This window comes from Mycolicibacterium bacteremicum (assembly GCF_002086115.1).
Taxonomy (GTDB): Bacteria; Actinomycetota; Actinomycetes; order Mycobacteriales; family Mycobacteriaceae; genus Mycobacterium; species Mycobacterium bacteremicum.
In genome coordinates this window covers 1-16,305 of sequence record NZ_MVHJ01000025.1, presented here as the reverse complement: position 1 = coordinate 16,305, position 16,305 = coordinate 1, and the positions used below count along the sequence as shown (strand labels likewise).

Sequence of the window (16,305 nt, the reverse complement as noted above, 5' to 3'; positions counted from 1 at the left end):
TCATGAGCGAGGCTTGCGGAGCGAATCGACGGCCGACATGCGGGACCCGAGCCTGCGAGGGAACCGCATGAGCTCTCCGACCCGCGTCGGCCGGCAGGCCCGCATCGTCACGCTGCTGTCATCGCACGCGATCAGCAGCCAGACCGAGCTGGCCGCCCTGCTCGCCGCCGACGGTATCGAGGTCACCCAGGCCACCCTGTCCCGGGACCTGGAGGAGCTCGGTGCGGTCAAGCTGCGCGGGGCCGACGGCGGGGTCGGGGTGTACGTGGTGCCCGAGGACGGCAGCCCGGTGCGGGGCGTCTCCGGGGGAACCGAGCGGGTCACCAAGCTGCTCGGGGAGCTGCTGGTCTCCACCGATTCCAGCGCCAACCTGGCCGTGCTGCGTACCCCGCCCGGGGCGGCGCACTACCTGGCCAGTGCCATCGACCGGGCATCGTTGCCCCAGGTTGTCGGCACCGTCGCCGGTGATGACACCATCTTCGTGATAGCGCGCGAGCCGATGACCGGCGCCGAGCTCGCGACCATGTTCGAGAACTTGAAGTAAGCGGTCCCTGGACCCGAAAGAAATAAGGAGATCAACCAATGTCCGAACGCGTCATCCTGGCGTATTCCGGCGGTCTGGACACCTCGGTGGCCATCAGCTGGATCGGCAAGGAAACCGGCAAGGAGGTCGTCGCCGTCGCCATCGACCTCGGCCAGGGCGGCGAGGACATGGATGTCGTGCGCCAGCGCGCCCTGGACTGCGGCGCCGTGGAGGCCGTCGTCGTCGACGCCCGCGATGAGTTCGCCGACGAGTACTGCCTGCCGACCATCCAGTCCAACGCGCTCTACATGGACCGCTATCCGCTGGTGTCGGCCATCAGCCGGCCGCTGATCGTCAAGCACCTGGTGCAGGCCGCCCGTGAGCACGGCGGCGGCATCGTCGCGCACGGCTGCACCGGCAAGGGTAACGACCAGGTCCGCTTCGAGGTCGGGTTCGCCTCGTTGGCACCGGATCTGGAAGTGCTCGCCCCGGTGCGCGACTACGCCTGGACCCGGGAGAAGGCCATCGCCTTCGCCGAGGAGAACGCCATCCCGATCAATGTCACCAAGCGCTCACCGTTCTCGATCGACCAGAACGTCTGGGGCCGTGCGGTGGAGACCGGGTTCCTGGAGCACCTGTGGAACGCGCCCACCAAGGACGTCTACGACTACACCGAAGACCCCACCATCAATTGGAGCAGCCCGGACGAGGTCATCGTCGGGTTCGAGAAGGGTGTGCCGGTCAGCATCGACGGTCGCCCGGTGACCGTGCTGCAGGCCATCGAGGAGCTCAACCGGCGCGCCGGCGCCCAGGGTGTCGGACGCCTGGACGTCGTCGAGGACCGCCTGGTCGGTATCAAGAGCCGCGAGATCTACGAGGCACCCGGCGCCATGGTGCTGATCACCGCACACACCGAGCTGGAGCACGTCACCCTGGAACGTGAGCTGGGCCGCTACAAGCGCGGCACCGATCAGAAGTGGGGCGAGCTGGTCTACGACGGCCTCTGGTACTCGCCGCTCAAGCGCGCGTTGGAGTCGTTCGTCGCGCACACCCAGGAGCACGTCACCGGTGAGATCCGGCTGGTGCTGCACGGCGGGCACATCGCGGTCAACGGCCGGCGCAGCCCGACCTCGCTGTACGACTTCAACCTGGCCACCTACGACGAGGGCGACAGCTTCGACCAGTCCAGCGCCAAGGGCTTCGTGCACGTGCACGGACTGAGCAGCAAGATCTCGGCCAAGCGCGACCTGGGCCTGTGACCCCCCTCCTCCGCGAGCGTGCGCGTCTGCGGGCGACACGCCGCTGCCAGGCCGGAGTTCACGCACGCTCGCGGAAGGACATTGCATGAGCACCAATGAGGGTTCGCTGTGGGGCGGCCGCTTCGCCGACGGGCCGTCCGACGCCCTGGCCGCGCTGAGCAAGTCGACCCACTTCGACTGGGCGCTGGCCCCCTACGACGTCACCGCGTCCAAGGCGCACGCCCGGGTGTTGCACCGCGCCGGACTGCTCACCGACGAGCAGCGCGACGGATTGCTGGCCGGTCTGGACAGTCTGGGCGCCGACGTGGCCGACGGCAGCTTCGGTCCGCTGCCCACCGACGAGGACGTGCACGGGGCACTGGAACGCGGCCTGATCGATCGGGTCGGCCCCGAACTCGGTGGCCGGCTGCGGGCCGGCCGGTCCCGCAACGACCAGGTGGCCACACTGTTCCGGATGTGGCTGCGCGACGCGCTCAAGGCCGTCGGTGACGGGGTGCTCGACGTCGCAGCGGCGTTGGCCACCCAGGCCGCCGCACACCCGACGGCCATCATGCCGGGCAAGACGCATCTACAGTCCGCGCAGCCGGTCCTGCTGGCCCACCATCTGCTCGCGCACGCCCATCCGCTGCTGCGCGACGCCGACCGCCTCGTCGACCTGGACAAGCGAACCGCGGTGTCGCCCTACGGTTCCGGCGCACTGGCCGGTTCCTCACTGGGCCTCGATCCCGACGCCATCGCCGACGAGCTCGGGTTCGCCTCGGCGGCCGACAACTCCATCGACGCCACCGCCGCCCGGGATTTCGCGGCCGAAGCGGCCTTCGTGTTCGCCATGATCGCGGTGGACCTGTCCCGGCTCGCCGAGGACATCATCCTGTGGAGCACCACCGAATTCGGTTACGTGAAGCTGCACGACAGCTGGTCGACGGGCAGCTCGATCATGCCGCAGAAGAAAAACCCGGACATCGCCGAACTGGCCCGCGGCAAGTCCGGCCGGCTGATCGGAAACCTGACCGGCCTGCTGGCCACGCTGAAGGCACAGCCGTTGGCCTACAACCGGGATCTGCAGGAGGACAAGGAACCGGTGTTCGACTCGGTCACGCAGCTTCGGCTGCTGTTGCCCGCGATGGCCGGTCTGGTCGGCACGCTCACTTTCGACACCGACCGGATGGCCGAGCTGGCCCCGCAGGGCTTCACCCTGGCCACCGATATCGCCGAATGGATGGTGCGCCAGGGTATTCCGTTCCGGGTGGCGCATGAGGCGGCCGGCGCGGCGGTCAAGGCGGCCGAGACCCGGGGGGTCGGTCTGCAGGAACTGGCCGACGACGAACTGGCCGGAATTCACCCCGGACTCACCGCCGAGGTCCGTGACGTACTCACGATCGCCGGCTCGGTGGACTCCCGCGATGCCCGCGGCGGCACGGCGCCGGTCCAGGTGGCGCGCCAACTCGGCGTGGTGCGCGATGCTCTGGACGACCTGCGGACCGCGCTACGGATCGATCTGCGCTAGGTAACATCTCCCACCATGGAACCGGCTCGGGGGAGCGCCGCCAGTACTGTCACCGCACGCCTGCGTAACTGGCTGGCCGGCTGGGGTTTCAAGCAGTGGCGACGGGCCGGTCTGATCGCCGTCCTGGTCGCCACCGCGGCGTTCGGCGGCCTGGATACGGTGAACAAGAAGATCGTCGACATCACGGCCGGCGAGATGTTCGACACCGGCCGCTTCGAGATGACGGTGCTGCGGGCCACCCTGGTCGACGAGGTGCGTGCCGGGCAGCGCCGACTCTTCGGAGCCCTACCGGGGCGCCGCTATCTGGGCCTGGTGGTGTCGGTCCGCAATCACAGCACCCTGCCCGGAAACGTGTTCAACCCGGTCGATCTGGTGGGCCGCGCCGACGCCAAGCGGATGTCGGTGATGCGGTTGGCCGACGGGACGGTTGCCGTACAACTGGGCCCGGGCCTGCGCGACGAGGTCGTGATGTTGTGGGATGTCCCGGCGGACGCCGTCACCGTGGGTGCCGAGATCCCCCTCCGGCTGCGCAAGGAAGTGCGCAAGGCCGCCGCCACCTACAGCCAGGGCTGGGTGCGCAGCGAGACCGAGTACGCGCGGCTCACCGTCCCGGTCGGCGGTCCGCGGTGAGAACCCCGCCGCGACAACGGATGCTGCGCGCGGCCGCCGTCGTGATCGTGATCGCCGCCGCCGCGCTGGTCTGGCACAAGCTGCCCACCCCCGATGACGTCTACGGACCGTTCGACGTGCACGCGGGCCTGCAGCAGCAGGCCGTCGGCCGCGCCATCACCGCCGAGGTCGGCGGCGTGCGGATCGGGCCGCGGATCCGCAAGGACCGGGACACCGCGCCGACCCTGGACGCACTCGGTGTCTGGGTGGCCGTCGACGCCGAGGCCATGACCACCCGCGACGACGCCGTCGCCAACGTCGAATTGCTGGTCGGGCCGAACACCTACGTGCCCACCGACCGGCTCGGCGGCATGCTGTCGAGCTCTTTGGCACCCGGTATCGCCATGCGAAGCTCGTGGGTCTTCGATGTCCCGGCGGACCTCGTCGCACCCGGATCGCAGTCCATGTCGCTGCGGGTGTGGGTCGGTGACGGCCGGATGGATTCGCGGCTGGTCATCGACATCGCGTTGGACGATCCACTGGTCACCCGCAGCGATCTCATCGTCATCGAGCCGGAAGTGCTGACGGGGACATGACACTGCAGCTGTGGCAACGCAATGTCATCGGTGCGGTGGTCGCCGCCGCAGCGCTGGGCGTCGGCGTGACCTTCGTGACGCAACCGGCGTGGGATCGCTACCAGCGCACCGTGCACCCACCGCAGACCGCGGCGGCAGGTGAGTCGGTCGCTGCCGGTGGGCAGACCTGGATGGTGCGCAACGTCAGCCGGTCGACCACGGCGCCCGGGTCGGGCCGGGCGCTACCGGAGGGCACCGTCATCGTGAACGTCCTGATCGAGCGCGTCGGGCCCTCGATGGCGGGATCCGGATGCACCGGCTATCTGGTTGCCGCCGAACGTCATTGGCGCGGTAACGGCATGTGCGGCGCCGAGACGTCGATGCCGATGACGTTCCTGGTTCCGGCGGCCACCGAGCCGACCGCCGTCGACATCCGGGATGTCACCGGTGCGATCCTGGTTCGGCTGGAGCTGTGACCGGCCCGGGGGCGGCGCGGTAGCGGGTCAGACACCAGTTGAGCGTGACCGCGATCAGGCAGACCCGCAGCGGCTCGGTGAGCGAGTGCGAGATCAGCGCCATCAGATCCCAGCTGCCGAACCAGAAGCCGATATCGTGCGGGCCGAGCAGCCACCCCATGCCGCGGAACAGGTAGCCCGAGCCGAGCTGCGCGCGGAAGAAGCTGCCCGACATGTCCAGCCATGCCAGACCCAGGTAGCCCAGCACGTACAACGCGACCGCCGGCAGCCCGCCCGCTGCGATCACATGGGCCGAGTCGACGATCGGTTTGAACTTCCCGATCTGGCCGGTGAACTGGTCGCGTACCTCGCTGCGCACTTTTCCGGGCAGGCGTTGCCATCTGGTGCCCAGCTGCGTGCGGGCGGCTGCGGAGCGGTCGATCCATCGGCCGGCTCGCTCGCCGCCCAACCGGCGCACCTCGGTGTGCCAGTCCGCCTTGTCGCCCGCACCGTAGACGATGCACGCCACCGCCAGCCAGATCAGCGGCACCGCCGCGCCACCGAACACCGTGCCGAGTGCCCACATCACCGCGTCCCAGAGCTTCTGCAGCACCTGGGTATGCGATAGCAGGCTGTCTCGGGTGTCGTTGAACCACACGATGATCCGGCGTTCGGAGATCCACGCGGACGGATTGATCAGCAGTGTCACACCCCGACTGGCGGAGAACGTCAGCACCAGGAACACCCACAGGGCATCCAGGTACACCTGGACCACCAGGACCCAGGCCGGCAGCTTGTCCTTGACGCGGGCCAGCACCAGGCGGACCAGCAGCGCGACGCCGATGATGACGAACGTGACCGTGCCGACGGGCAGCATCCGCGGGTCGATCTCCAGTGCGGTCGCACTCGCCGGTGTGCCCGTGCGGTACTCCAGCGTCAGGTAGCTGAAGGCCAGCCAGTCCTCGCGGAACATCTGCCAGGCCAGGTAGATGGCGAAGAACGGCACGATGATGGTGGCGAAGATGTCGATGCGACGCGACTCCCGACGGGGGAGTGTCGCGACCGTCGGCAGGCCGCCGCGGATCACCAGGAACATCGCCACGTAGGACCCCAGCCGCGCCATACCGGCCAGCGGCATGATCAGCGACGCCCACAGGTCGTTGTCATATCCGGCCCAGGCAGCCAACTCGATGGCGCCGGTGCGAAGCAACCACCCCACCAGATAGCACGCGAGAAGCTGCGGGAAATAGCGGATACACAGCGTCAGCGGCGCCAGCAGGTATCGCACGTGCTCATCCTAGGGGGTCAGCCGAGGGCCTCCGACAGTTCCAGCCACTTCTCCTCCAGCTCGGCCACCTCGGCTTCCAGCCCACGCAGATCACCGGTAAGCCGTTGCAGCCCTTCGTAATCGTCCTGGTCGTGCTCGGCGAGGCGGACGTGGGCGGAGTCGATCTGGCCGGCCAGCTTCTCCAGCTTGCGCTCGATGGCCGCGACCTCCTTCTGCGCCGCACGCAGATCGGCGCCCGACAAGCCTTGCTGTTCGGCCGCTTTCGCCGGCGCCGGCCCGGTCTGGGCGGCGTGCGAGGCGCGCAGGCGTAGATATTCGTCGACGCCGCCGGGCAGGTGGCGCAGCTGGCCGCCCAGGATCCCGTACTGCTGGTCGGTGACCCGCTCCAGGAAGTACCGGTCGTGGCTGACGACGATCAGCGTGCCTGGCCACGAATCGAGCAGATCCTCCATGGCGGCCAACATGTCGGTATCCAGATCGTTGGTCGGCTCGTCGAGGATCAGCACGTTGGGCTGCTCCAGCAGGATCAGCAGCAGCTGCAGGCGGCGCTGCTGGCCGCCGGACAGATCCTTCACCGGCGTCGACAGCTGCGCGCTGCCGAAGCCGAGGCGTTCCAACAGCTGGCTCGGCGTCAGCTCCTGCGCCTTGGACCCCGCACCGAAGGTGTACGTGGTGGCCAGCCGGCTCAGCACCACCCGCACCGGTTCGTCGAGGTGATCGGCCAATTTGTCCACGCCCTGGGTCAACGTGGCGATGTGCACTGTCTTGCCGTGTTTGACCCGGCCCTCGGTGGGCTGCACCGAACCGTCGACAAGACCCAGCAGGGTCGACTTGCCCGCGCCGTTGACGCCGAGGATGCCGGTCCGTTCCCCGGGCGCGATGCGCCATTCGACATCACGCAGCACGGTCCGCTCGTCGTAGGCCACCGAGACGTCCAACAGATCGACCACCTGCTTGCCCAGCCGGGTGACCGCCAGCGACTGCAGGGCCACCTTGTCGCGGATCTCGGGGACGTCGGCGATCAGCGCATTGGCCGCGTCGATGCGGAACTTCGGTTTCGAGGTGCGGGCCGGCGCCCCGCGGCGCAGCCAGGCCAGCTCCTTGCGGGCCAGGTTCTGCCGGCGCGCCTCGATGGTGGCGGCCTGCCGATCGCGCTCCACCCGCTGCAGGATGTAGGCCGCGTAGCCGCCGTCGAACGGCTCGACGATGCGGTCGTGCACCTCCCAGGTCACCGTGCACACCTCGTCGAGGAACCAGCGGTCGTGGGTGACGACCAGCAGCCCGCCCGCCGATGCCGACCAGCGTCGCTTCAGATGTTGGGCCAGCCAGGCGATGGCCTCTACGTCGAGGTGGTTGGTCGGCTCGTCGAGCGCGAGCACGTCGTGGTCGCCGGCCAGCAGTCGGGCCAGTGCCACCCGCCGCCGCTGGCCGCCGGACAGCGTCCCCAGCACCGCATCCCAACTCAGGTCGCCGAGCAGGCCGGCGATGACATCGCGACCGCGCGGGTCACCGGCCCACACATGCTCGGGGACGTCGCCGACGACGGCGTGGCCGACGGTGTCGGTCTCGTCGAGGGTGTCGGCCTGGTCGAGGACCCCGACCCGGACACCGCCACGCACCGTCACCCGGCCCGAATCGGGTTGCACCCGGCCGGCGAGCATGGCCAGCAGGCTGGACTTTCCGTCGCCGTTGCGTCCGACGATGCCGATCCGGTCGCCCTCGTTGACCCCGAGTGAGACGGAGTCGAAGACGACCTTGGTGGGATATTCCAGATGGAGGGCCTCGGCCCCGAGAAGATGCGCCATGTCGGAGTCCAGGTTAGGCGGGGTCACGCTGGACATTCCCAGCGGCCGACCTGTGGCGCTGTGCCATGATGTCGGGGCAATCGGGGGATTGGGAGCTGCGTGGGAACACGCACAGTAGGGGAGCGCGCCTTGGTGGATTTCTCACTGATCACCGGCCCGGTGAGCCGACTTCTGGCCACCGCGCAGAACGGTATCGAGGTGCTGCGCTACGGCGGTCTGGAAACCGGGGCGGTCCCTTCGCCGTACCAGATCATCGAGAGCGTGCCGATGTACCGGCTGCGCCGCTACTTCCCGCCCGACACCCGGCCCGGCACGACGCCGCCGGGGCCGCCGGTGCTGATGGTGCACCCGATGATGATGTCGGCCGATATGTGGGACGTCACCCGCGAGGACGGCGCCGTCGGCATCCTGCACGCCGCCGGCCTGGATCCCTGGGTCATCGACTTCGGCTCGCCGGATCAGGTCGAGGGCGGCATGCAACGCAACCTGGCCGATCACGTGGTGGCCCTCAGCGATGCCATCGACACCGTCAAGAAGCTGACGGGCAGCGACGTGCACCTGGCCGGCTACTCCCAGGGCGGCATGTTCTGCTATCAGACGGCGGCCTACCGCCGGTCCAAGGACCTGGCGAGCATCATCGGGTTCGGTTCGCCGGTGGACACCCTGGCCGCGCTGCCGATGGGAATCCCGCCCAATGTCGGGGCGGTCGCCGCCAACTTCATGGCCGACCATGTGTTCTCCCGCATCGACATCCCGGGGTGGTTGGCCCGCACCGGTTTCCAGATGCTCGATCCGCTCAAGACCGCGCAGGCGCGTCTGGACTTCCTGCGCCAGCTGCACGACCGCGAGGCGTTGCTGCCCCGTGAGCAGCAGCGCCGATTCCTGGACTCCGAGGGCTGGATCGCCTGGTCGGGGCCGGCGATCTCGGAACTGCTCAAACAGTTCATCGCGCACAACCGGATGATGTCCGGCGGTTTCAACATCCGCGGCGAGCTGGTCACGCTGGCCGACATCAAGTGCCCGGTGCTGGCCGTCGTCGGCGAGGTCGACGATATCGGCCAGCCGGCCGCGGTACGCGGGATCAAGGCGGCCGCGCCGCAGGCCGAAACCTACGAATACCTGATCCGCGCAGGGCATTTCGGTCTGGTGGTCGGTTCAAAGGCGGCAACCCAGACCTGGCCGACGGTGGCGTCGTGGGTGAAGTGGCGCGCCGGCCAGGGCGCGCTGCCCGACGACGTCGTCCCGATGGGAACCCAGCCGGCCGAATCCACCGACGGCGGGGTGGCGCTGGCCTCCCGGGTCGCGCACGGCGCCGCGGCGGCCTCCGAGATCGCCTTCGACCTGGCCCGCTCGGCTGCCGATGCCGTTGTCGCGACCAACAAGTCGGCCCGCACCCTGCTGGTGGAGACCGCGCGCACCCTGCCCCGGCTGGCCCGACTCGGACAGATCAACGATCACACGCGGATCTCGTTGGGCCGCATCATGACCGAGCAGGCACTCGGTCACCCCGACGGTGAGTTCCTGTTGTTCGACGGGCGGGTACACACCTACGAGGCGGTGGACCGGCGCGTCAACAACGTGGTGCGCGGTCTCATCGATGTCGGTGTCCGGCAGGGCGTGCGGGTCGGCGTGCTGATGCAGACCCGGCCGAGCGCGCTCGTCGCGATCGCCGCGTTGTCACGGTTGGGTGCGGTCGCGGTGTTGATGCCGCCCGACGCCGATCTGGCCCAGGCGGCCCGCCTGGGCGGTGTCGTCGAGATCCTCACCGATCCCGCGAACCTCGACACCGCGAGCACCCTGGGCCGTCGGGTGCTGGTGCTCGGCGGCGGCGAATCGCGGGACCTGCACCTGCCCGAACCGGGCAGCGATGCCGTCGAGGTCATCGACATGGAGCAGATCGACCCGGACCGCGTCGAACTGCCCGGCTGGTACCGACCCAACCCGGGATTCGCCCGCGACGTCGCCTACATCGCCTTCGCGACGGTCAACGGCGAGCTCGTCGCCCGCCAGATCACCAACTATCGGTGGGCGTTGTCCGCGTTCGGCACCGCCTCGGCGGCCAACCTCGGCAATCGCGACACGGTGTACTGCCTCACGCCGCTGCACCATCCCTCCGGCCTGCTGGTGAGCCTGGGCGGCGCGGTGGTCGGCGGCGCGCGGATCGCGCTGTCCCGCGGCCTGGCGCCGGACCGCTTCCTGCACGAGATCCGGCAGTACGGCGTCACGGTGGTGTCCTACACCTGGGCGATGCTGCGTGAGGTCATCGACGATCCGTCGTTCGTCCTGAACGGCACCCTGTCGGTGCGGCTGTTCATCGGCGCCGGCATGCCGACCGGACTGTGGCGGCGGGTCAGCGAGGTCTTCGCGCCGGCCCACGTCGTCGAATTCTTCGCGACCACCGACGGTCAGGCGGTGCTGGCCAACGTGGCCGACGCCAAGCCCGGCAGCAAGGGCCGGCCGCTGCCCGGCGGCCCGTTCGTCGAACTGGCCGCCTACGACGTCGAGGACGACCTGATCCTGGAGGACGACCGCGGGTTCGTGCTGCGCGCCCAGCCCGGCGAGGTCGGGCTGCTGCTGGCGCGACCGCGCGGGCCGATCGATCCCACGGCGTCGGTCAAACGCGGCGTCTTCGCCCCCGCCGACACCTGGGTGTCCACCGAGCAGCTGTTCCGGCGGGACGAGGACGGCGACTTCTGGCTGGTCGACAGTCGAAGCTCGGTGCTGCGGACCCCCGACGGGCCGGTGTTCACCGCGGCCGTCAACGACGCCGTCAGCCGCATCGGGGCGGTCGATCTGGCGGTCACCTATCGCGTCGACGCCGGGGACCGACCGCTGATCGTGACGGCGGTGGCGCTGCGCCCCGGCGGCAGCGTGCCCAGTGCCGAGGTCACCGAGGCGCTGACCGTGCTCCCGGTCGGCCGGGCACCCGACGTCGTCTACGTCGCCCCCGAGATGACGCTCGGGGCGTCCTACCGGCCGGAGGTCGAGCCGCTGCGGGCGGCGGGCATCCCGAAGTCCTCGCGTAACGCCTGGTATTTCGACGACGATACGAAGCAGTACAAGCGCATGACCGCGGCCGTGCGCGCCGAGCTCGGTCTGTGACGGCGCGCTCGGCAGACGGTGCGCTGTTAGGCTCCCCGACAGGAGGATCGTGATGACATCTATGACCCGTCGTGCGCTGACGGCGGCCGCGATGGCGGCCGGTCTGCTGCTCGCCGGTGGCACCGCCACCGCGAACGCCGACATCCTGGACGCCCTTGCCGACGAGTACGGCCGCAGCGCCAGTGGCGGTCAGGTGCCCAACCTGGTCGACGACGCGCTGAACCTGCGGGCCCAGGGCGCCCGGCCGACGGCGGGCAACATCCAGGCGATCCAGGAGGCGCTGACCAAGCGCCCGAACCTTCTTCCCCTGGCCGGCGCCCTGCAGGCCACGGTCGCTCAGCAGCAGCAGATGCTTGCCCGGGGCGGCGCCGGCACCGGCGCGATGCCCGGTGGCGGTACCCGTGCGACGCCGTGGGTCCCCGACACCGGCGATGACAACAACCCGTTGATCCCCGGCGGCTGGGGTGGCGGGATCAATCCGTTCTCGTGACACTGGACGCCAAACTGCTCGAGATCCTGGTCTGTCCGCAGGATCGCGGCCCGCTACGCCTCGTCGCCGGGGAATGCCTGTACAACCCGCGGTTGCGGCGCGCCTACCGGATCGAGGACGGTATCCCGGTGCTGCTCGTCGACGAGGCCGTGACCATCGCCGATGATGCCGAGCACGAGCGGTTGCTCAGCTCAGCTCAGGCAGATCCCCGGTGAGATAGCGCTGCAGGTTCGGGGCGATGGTCTTGGCGACCACGTCCGGCGGCAGCGACGCGAACGGTTCCAGCTCCAGGATGTACCGGGCGATCACCACGCCCACCAGCTGGGAGGCCACGAACTGCACCCGGTAGGGGCCCGACCCGGGCGGGGTGTCCACCCGGGATCCGATCTCGACGGTGATGATCTCCTGCAGGAATGAGCGCACCAGGGTGACGTCGGCGCCGCCGAGCAGCGAGCGCAGCGTCGCGATGAAACCCTTGCCCAGTTCGGAATCCCACAACGGCAGCAACAGCGCGGGCAGTACGGTGCCGATCTCCTCGACGGGCGTTTCCCGTAGCGGCCCGATGATCTGCATCGGATCGATCGGGATCTGGATCGCCGCGGCGAACAATTGCTGCTTGGTGCCGTAGTAGTGGTGCACCAGGGCGCCGTCGACGCCGGCCGCGGTCGCAATGGCGCGAATCGATGTCTTGTCGAACCCGTTGCGGGAGAACAGTTCCCGTGCGTGGTCCAGTATCCGCTCGCGGGTGTCCGACGATCCGGTCGGACGCCCGGGTCGTTTGCGGTCGGTGTTGTCGGCGGTCAAGGCGTCCTTCGTCGGAGGGTGGCTGCGGCCAGCGCCATCGCCAGGACCGCGAAGCCGATCACGACGGCGATGTCGCGCACGGCGGTCGCGGTCGGTTCGGCATGTGCACCGACCTGCTGCAGCGCTTCCAGAGCGTAGCTGGCCGGCAGCGCATTGCTGATCCATTGCAGCCATTCCGGCAGCACGTCCCGCGGAACGATGATGCCGCACAACAACAATTGCGGCACGATCACCAGCGGCATGAACTGCACCGCCTGGAATTCGGTGCGGGCGAACGCGCTGCACAGCAACCCGAGGCCGACCCCGAGCACGGCGTTGACGATGGCGATCAGGAACACCAGCGCCGGACTGCCCGCGGTGTCGAAGTCCAACAACCAGAACGCGACCAGGCAGGCAAGCGTGGCCTGTAGCGCCGCCGCGATCGAGAAGGCGGTGCCGTACGCGGCGAGCAGGTCGAATCGGCGCAGCGGGGTGGTCAGGATCCGTTCCAGCGTGCCGGATGCGCGTTCGCGTTGCATGGTGATCGAGGTGATCAGGAACATCACGATGAGTGGGAACACCCCCAGCAGGATCAGGCAGGCATTGTTGAACGGGCTCGGTGTGCCGGGTGGGTGCGGCACATCGGCGAACATGAAATACATCAGCGTGATGATCAGCGTCGGGACCACGACGATCATCGCGACGCTGCGGTGATCGCCGGCCAGCTGGCGCAGGATCCGCCCGGTGGTCGCCAGATAGCCCCGCAGACCGGGGCTGCGGGTCGGTGTCACGCGGCGGTGCTGTGCCGGATGACGGACAGGAACGCTTCCTCCAGTGACGAACATCCGGTGTCCTTTCGTAGTCGGTCGGGATCGGTGTGGGCGAGCAGTCGACCGTCGCGCAGCAGCAGCAGGTCGGCGCAGTGGTCCGCCTCGTCCATGACGTGGCTGGAGACCAGCAGAGTGGTCCCGTTGCGCGCCAACTCGTGGAACTGCGCCCACAGGTCGACGCGCAGCACGGGGTCCAGTCCGACGGTCGGTTCGTCGAGCACCAGCAGTTCCGGCTGCGACACCAGCGCGCAGGCCAGCGACACCCGGGTGCGCTGACCGCCGGAGAGGTTGGCGCACAGCGCCGTCCGGTGATCGGTCAGGCCGACTGCGGCGATGGCATCGTCGGCTGCCGGGGCACCGCGGCCGTACAGGGCGGCGAAGTAGCGGGCGTTGTCGATGACGCGTAGGTCGTCGTAGATGGTGGCCGCCTGGGTGACGTAACCGACCCGGCTGCGCAGGGCGGCGCTGCCGGCCGGCTCTCCCAGGACGGTGACGGTCCCCGAGGAGATGACCTGTGTCCCGACGATCGACCGGATCAGCGTGGTCTTACCGCAGCCCGACGGTCCGAGAAGCCCGGTGATCGAACCCCGGGTGACGCGCACCGAGATGTCGTCCAGGGCGGTACGCCCACCGCGAACGACGTGCAGGTTCTCGATATCGACCGCGATGTCATTTAATTCATCACGCGATGAACTCATCATGTGATGAATATGCGCTCGGCGGTCGGTCCTGTCAAGGGATTCGGCAGAATCGGTCCCGTGGGAGCACAGGAGCTGGTGGGTGATCCGGTCGGCGCGGCGCGGCGCCTGCTCGGCGCGCGGCTGTACGGGCGGGGTGTCACCGCGACGGTGGTCGAGGTCGAGGCCTATGGCGGACCGCTCGACGGGCCGTGGCCGGACCCCGCGGCGCACTCCTTCCGTGGCATGCGGCCCCGGAACGCAGTGATGTTCGGCCCACCCGGACGGCTCTACACCTATCGCAGCCACGGCATCCACGTCTGCGCGAACGTCTCCTGCGCCACCGACGGCACCGCCGCGGCGGTCCTGCTGCGGGCGGCTGTGATCGAGGATGGTGAACCGGTGGCGCGGTCACGGCGGGGTGTGGTCCCGCCGGATCGCGGGTTGGCGCGCGGACCGGGCAACCTGTGCTCTGCTCTGGGAATCACCATGGACGACAACGGAATCGACCTCTTCGACCGATCGAGCCCGGTGCGTCTGCGGTTGTCCGATCCGCTGGACGCGGTCGACGGGCCGCGCGTGGGGGTGAGTACCGCGGCCGACCGGCCGTGGCGGTTCTGGCTGCCCGGCCGACCGGAGGTGTCGGCCTACCGGCGTAGCCCGCGGGCACCCGCACCCGGCGACAGCGACTGATGGGCGAAGATGGCGGGGTGAGTACGGGCATCCTCGATGAGCTGGAATGGCGCGGCCTGATCGCGCAGTCAACCGACCGCGACGCGTTGGGCGATGCGCTCGCCGACGGACCGATGACGGTCTATTCCGGGTTCGATCCGACGGCGCCGAGCCTGCACGCCGGCCACCTGGTCCCGCTGCTGACCTTGCGCCGATTCCAGCAGGCCGGACACCGGCCCATCGTGCTGGCCGGTGGCGCGACCGGCATGATCGGTGACCCCCGCGACAGCGGGGAGCGCACCATGCAGACCAGCGACACCATCGCCGACTGGGCGGGCAGGATCCGCGGCCAGCTGGAGCGCTTCGTCGAGTTCGGCGACTCGGCCACCGGCGCGATAGTGGAGAACAACCTGTCCTGGACGGGGGAGTTGTCGGCCATCGAGTTCCTGCGCGACGTCGGGAAGTACTTCTCGGTCAACGTCATGCTCGACCGGGACACCGTGCGCCGGCGACTGGAGGGCGACGGTATCTCCTACACCGAGTTCAGTTACATGTTGCTGCAGGCCAACGACTATGTGCAGTTGCACGAGCGGCACGGCTGCGCACTGCAGATCGGTGGATCCGATCAGTGGGGCAACATCGTCGCCGGCGTCCGTCTGGTGCGACAGAAGCGTGGCGCCGTCGTTCATGCGCTCACCACACCGCTGGTCACCGACTCGGCGGGTAAGAAGTTCGGCAAGTCCACCGGCGGTGGGAACCTCTGGCTGGACCCCGAACTGACCAGCCCGTACGCCTGGTACCAGTACTTCGTGAACACGGCCGACGCCGATGTCATGCCCTATCTGCGGTGGTTCACGTTCCTGAGTCGGTCCGAGATCGACGAGCTGGCCGAGGCCACCGAATCACGCCCCCACGAACGCGCCGCGCAGCGCCGGCTGGCCCGTGAACTCACCACGCTGGTGCACGGTCAGGCCGCCACCGATGCCGTCGAACTGGCAAGTCAGGCGTTGTTCGGGCGGGCCGAGCTGGCCGATCTCGACGAGCGGACCCTGGGTGCCGCCCTGCGGGAAGCATCCGATGGCGAGGTCGCCGAACTGGCTGCCGGCGGTGCGGACGGAATCCTCGATCTGCTGGTGGCCAGTGGATTGGTGGCCAGCAGGGGTGCTGCCAAGCGCACCCTTGCCGAGGGCGGGGTGTACGTGAACAACGTGCGAATCGAAAGCGACGAGTGGATACCACAGGCATCGGACTTTTTGCACGACCGTTGGCTTGTGTTGCGACGTGGCAAGCGCAACATTGCCGGGGTGGTGCGGGTGGCCGCCGGCGAGTAGCCGGTCGAGCGCCCTGACCAGCGATGATGCGTCGCTGACCAGGCGATTTGACTCGCTGTTAGCCCTGCCGTAACTTATTGCGAGTCAGAGCGACACGGCCTCAAGCCGGAGAGCGAAGACCAAATCCGAGAGAGAAACCCTTAACCGGGGAGTACCTCACTGCCCGCACTACGGCCCGCGGCTTTCAGCCGCGGACTTGTTGCGCGGTCAGGATCGGGCGTGTTGTTTGAGAACTCAATAGTGTGTTTTGGTGGTTTTTGTTTGTTGTTTTTTGCCACTCATTTTGGGGGACTCCCCGTCTTCCGATCATGATGGGTGGCGTTTTTTTGATGCCAGTTTTTGGTGTCTTTTGTTTGGTTCAGGTTTTTCTGATTCGAATTCTGCCTGGTGCTTTGTGTG

Annotated in this window: 16 protein-coding genes; 11 read left to right on the top strand and 5 right to left on the bottom strand. The window is 68.6% G+C overall.

The window, feature by feature from the left end; translation table 11 throughout:
* Positions 1 to 67: 67 nt before the first annotated feature.
* From BST17_RS22145 to BST17_RS22120, 6 genes are all read left to right on the top strand, one after another.
* A complete protein-coding gene (locus BST17_RS22145; protein ID WP_083061060.1) occupies positions 68 to 544 on the top strand; it encodes an arginine repressor in 477 nt (158 codons plus the stop codon).
* A 38-nt stretch (positions 545 to 582) separates the two neighbouring features.
* Entirely contained in the window at positions 583 to 1,782 is a 1,200-nt protein-coding gene (locus BST17_RS22140) for an argininosuccinate synthase (protein WP_083061059.1), read from the top strand.
* Positions 1,783 to 1,867: 85 nt separating this feature from the next.
* Positions 1,868 to 3,289 carry an argininosuccinate lyase gene (gene argH, locus BST17_RS22135; RefSeq protein WP_083061058.1) on the top strand — a complete coding sequence of 474 codons (1,422 nt, stop codon included), beginning with the start codon at positions 1,868 to 1,870 and terminating at the stop codon, positions 3,287 to 3,289.
* Between the two features lie 15 nt (positions 3,290 to 3,304).
* A complete protein-coding gene (locus BST17_RS22130) occupies positions 3,305 to 3,919 on the top strand; it encodes a hypothetical protein (RefSeq protein ID WP_083061057.1) in 615 nt (204 codons plus the stop codon).
* Entirely contained in the window at positions 3,916 to 4,494 is a 579-nt protein-coding gene (locus tag BST17_RS22125) for a hypothetical protein (protein WP_133053570.1), read from the top strand. Before BST17_RS22130 ends, BST17_RS22125 begins: the two co-directional genes overlap by 4 nt.
* The gene (locus BST17_RS22120) at positions 4,491 to 4,949 is read left to right on the top strand and encodes a hypothetical protein (RefSeq protein ID WP_083061055.1); all 459 of its coding nucleotides are present in this window, start codon (positions 4,491 to 4,493) and stop codon (positions 4,947 to 4,949) included. Before BST17_RS22125 ends, BST17_RS22120 begins: the two co-directional genes overlap by 4 nt.
* Here the strand turns inward: BST17_RS22120 and BST17_RS22115 are convergent.
* Positions 4,915 to 6,216: a hypothetical protein gene (locus tag BST17_RS22115; protein ID WP_083061054.1), complete on the bottom strand. Its 1,302-nt coding sequence runs from the start codon at positions 6,214 to 6,216 to the stop codon at positions 4,915 to 4,917. The two genes, BST17_RS22120 and BST17_RS22115, sit on opposite strands and share 35 nt — an antisense overlap.
* Positions 6,217 to 6,233: 17 nt before the next feature.
* A complete protein-coding gene (locus BST17_RS22110) occupies positions 6,234 to 8,021 on the bottom strand; it encodes an ABC-F family ATP-binding cassette domain-containing protein (protein ID WP_083061053.1) in 1,788 nt (595 codons plus the stop codon).
* A 129-nt stretch (positions 8,022 to 8,150) separates the two neighbouring features.
* Between BST17_RS22110 and BST17_RS22105 the strand changes: the two genes are divergently transcribed.
* From BST17_RS22105 to BST17_RS22095, 3 genes are read left to right on the top strand one after another with little or no spacing between them, the layout of a single operon-like run.
* Complete coding sequence (locus BST17_RS22105) at positions 8,151 to 11,123, top strand: acyl-CoA synthetase (RefSeq protein ID WP_083061052.1); 2,973 nt, start codon at positions 8,151 to 8,153, stop codon at positions 11,121 to 11,123.
* A 52-nt stretch (positions 11,124 to 11,175) separates the two neighbouring features.
* Positions 11,176 to 11,613 (top strand): hypothetical protein, encoded by a 438-nt coding sequence (locus BST17_RS22100; protein ID WP_133053569.1) that lies wholly within the window; start codon positions 11,176 to 11,178, stop codon positions 11,611 to 11,613.
* Positions 11,610 to 11,828 (top strand): Trm112 family protein, encoded by a 219-nt coding sequence (locus tag BST17_RS22095; RefSeq protein WP_083061050.1) that lies wholly within the window; start codon positions 11,610 to 11,612, stop codon positions 11,826 to 11,828. Before BST17_RS22100 ends, BST17_RS22095 begins: the two co-directional genes overlap by 4 nt.
* On the opposite strand, the gene BST17_RS22090 is transcribed toward BST17_RS22095, so the two are convergent.
* Genes BST17_RS22090 through BST17_RS22080 form a run of 3 tightly spaced genes read right to left on the bottom strand, consistent with a single transcriptional unit; the run spans position 11,800 to position 13,927 of the window.
* Positions 11,800 to 12,417, bottom strand: coding sequence for a TetR/AcrR family transcriptional regulator (locus BST17_RS22090; protein WP_083061049.1), 618 nt, complete (start codon positions 12,415 to 12,417; stop codon positions 11,800 to 11,802). The two genes, BST17_RS22095 and BST17_RS22090, sit on opposite strands and share 29 nt — an antisense overlap.
* Positions 12,414 to 13,241, bottom strand: a complete 828-nt coding sequence (locus BST17_RS22085) for an ABC transporter permease (protein WP_083061048.1) — start codon at positions 13,239 to 13,241, stop codon at positions 12,414 to 12,416. Before BST17_RS22085 ends, BST17_RS22090 begins: the two co-directional genes overlap by 4 nt.
* Positions 13,184 to 13,927 (bottom strand): ABC transporter ATP-binding protein, encoded by a 744-nt coding sequence (locus tag BST17_RS22080; protein ID WP_083061047.1) that lies wholly within the window; start codon positions 13,925 to 13,927, stop codon positions 13,184 to 13,186. Before BST17_RS22080 ends, BST17_RS22085 begins: the two co-directional genes overlap by 58 nt.
* Positions 13,928 to 13,936: 9 nt before the next feature.
* Between BST17_RS22080 and BST17_RS22075 the strand changes: the two genes are divergently transcribed.
* Together BST17_RS22075 and tyrS are read left to right on the top strand one after the other, a co-directional pair.
* The gene (locus tag BST17_RS22075; protein ID WP_083061046.1) at positions 13,937 to 14,596 is read left to right on the top strand and encodes a DNA-3-methyladenine glycosylase; all 660 of its coding nucleotides are present in this window, start codon (positions 13,937 to 13,939) and stop codon (positions 14,594 to 14,596) included.
* Positions 14,596 to 15,906: a tyrosine--tRNA ligase gene (tyrS, locus tag BST17_RS22070; protein WP_083061045.1), complete on the top strand. Its 1,311-nt coding sequence runs from the start codon at positions 14,596 to 14,598 to the stop codon at positions 15,904 to 15,906. Before BST17_RS22075 ends, tyrS begins: the two co-directional genes overlap by 1 nt.
* Positions 15,907 to 16,305: the final 399 nt, after the last annotated feature.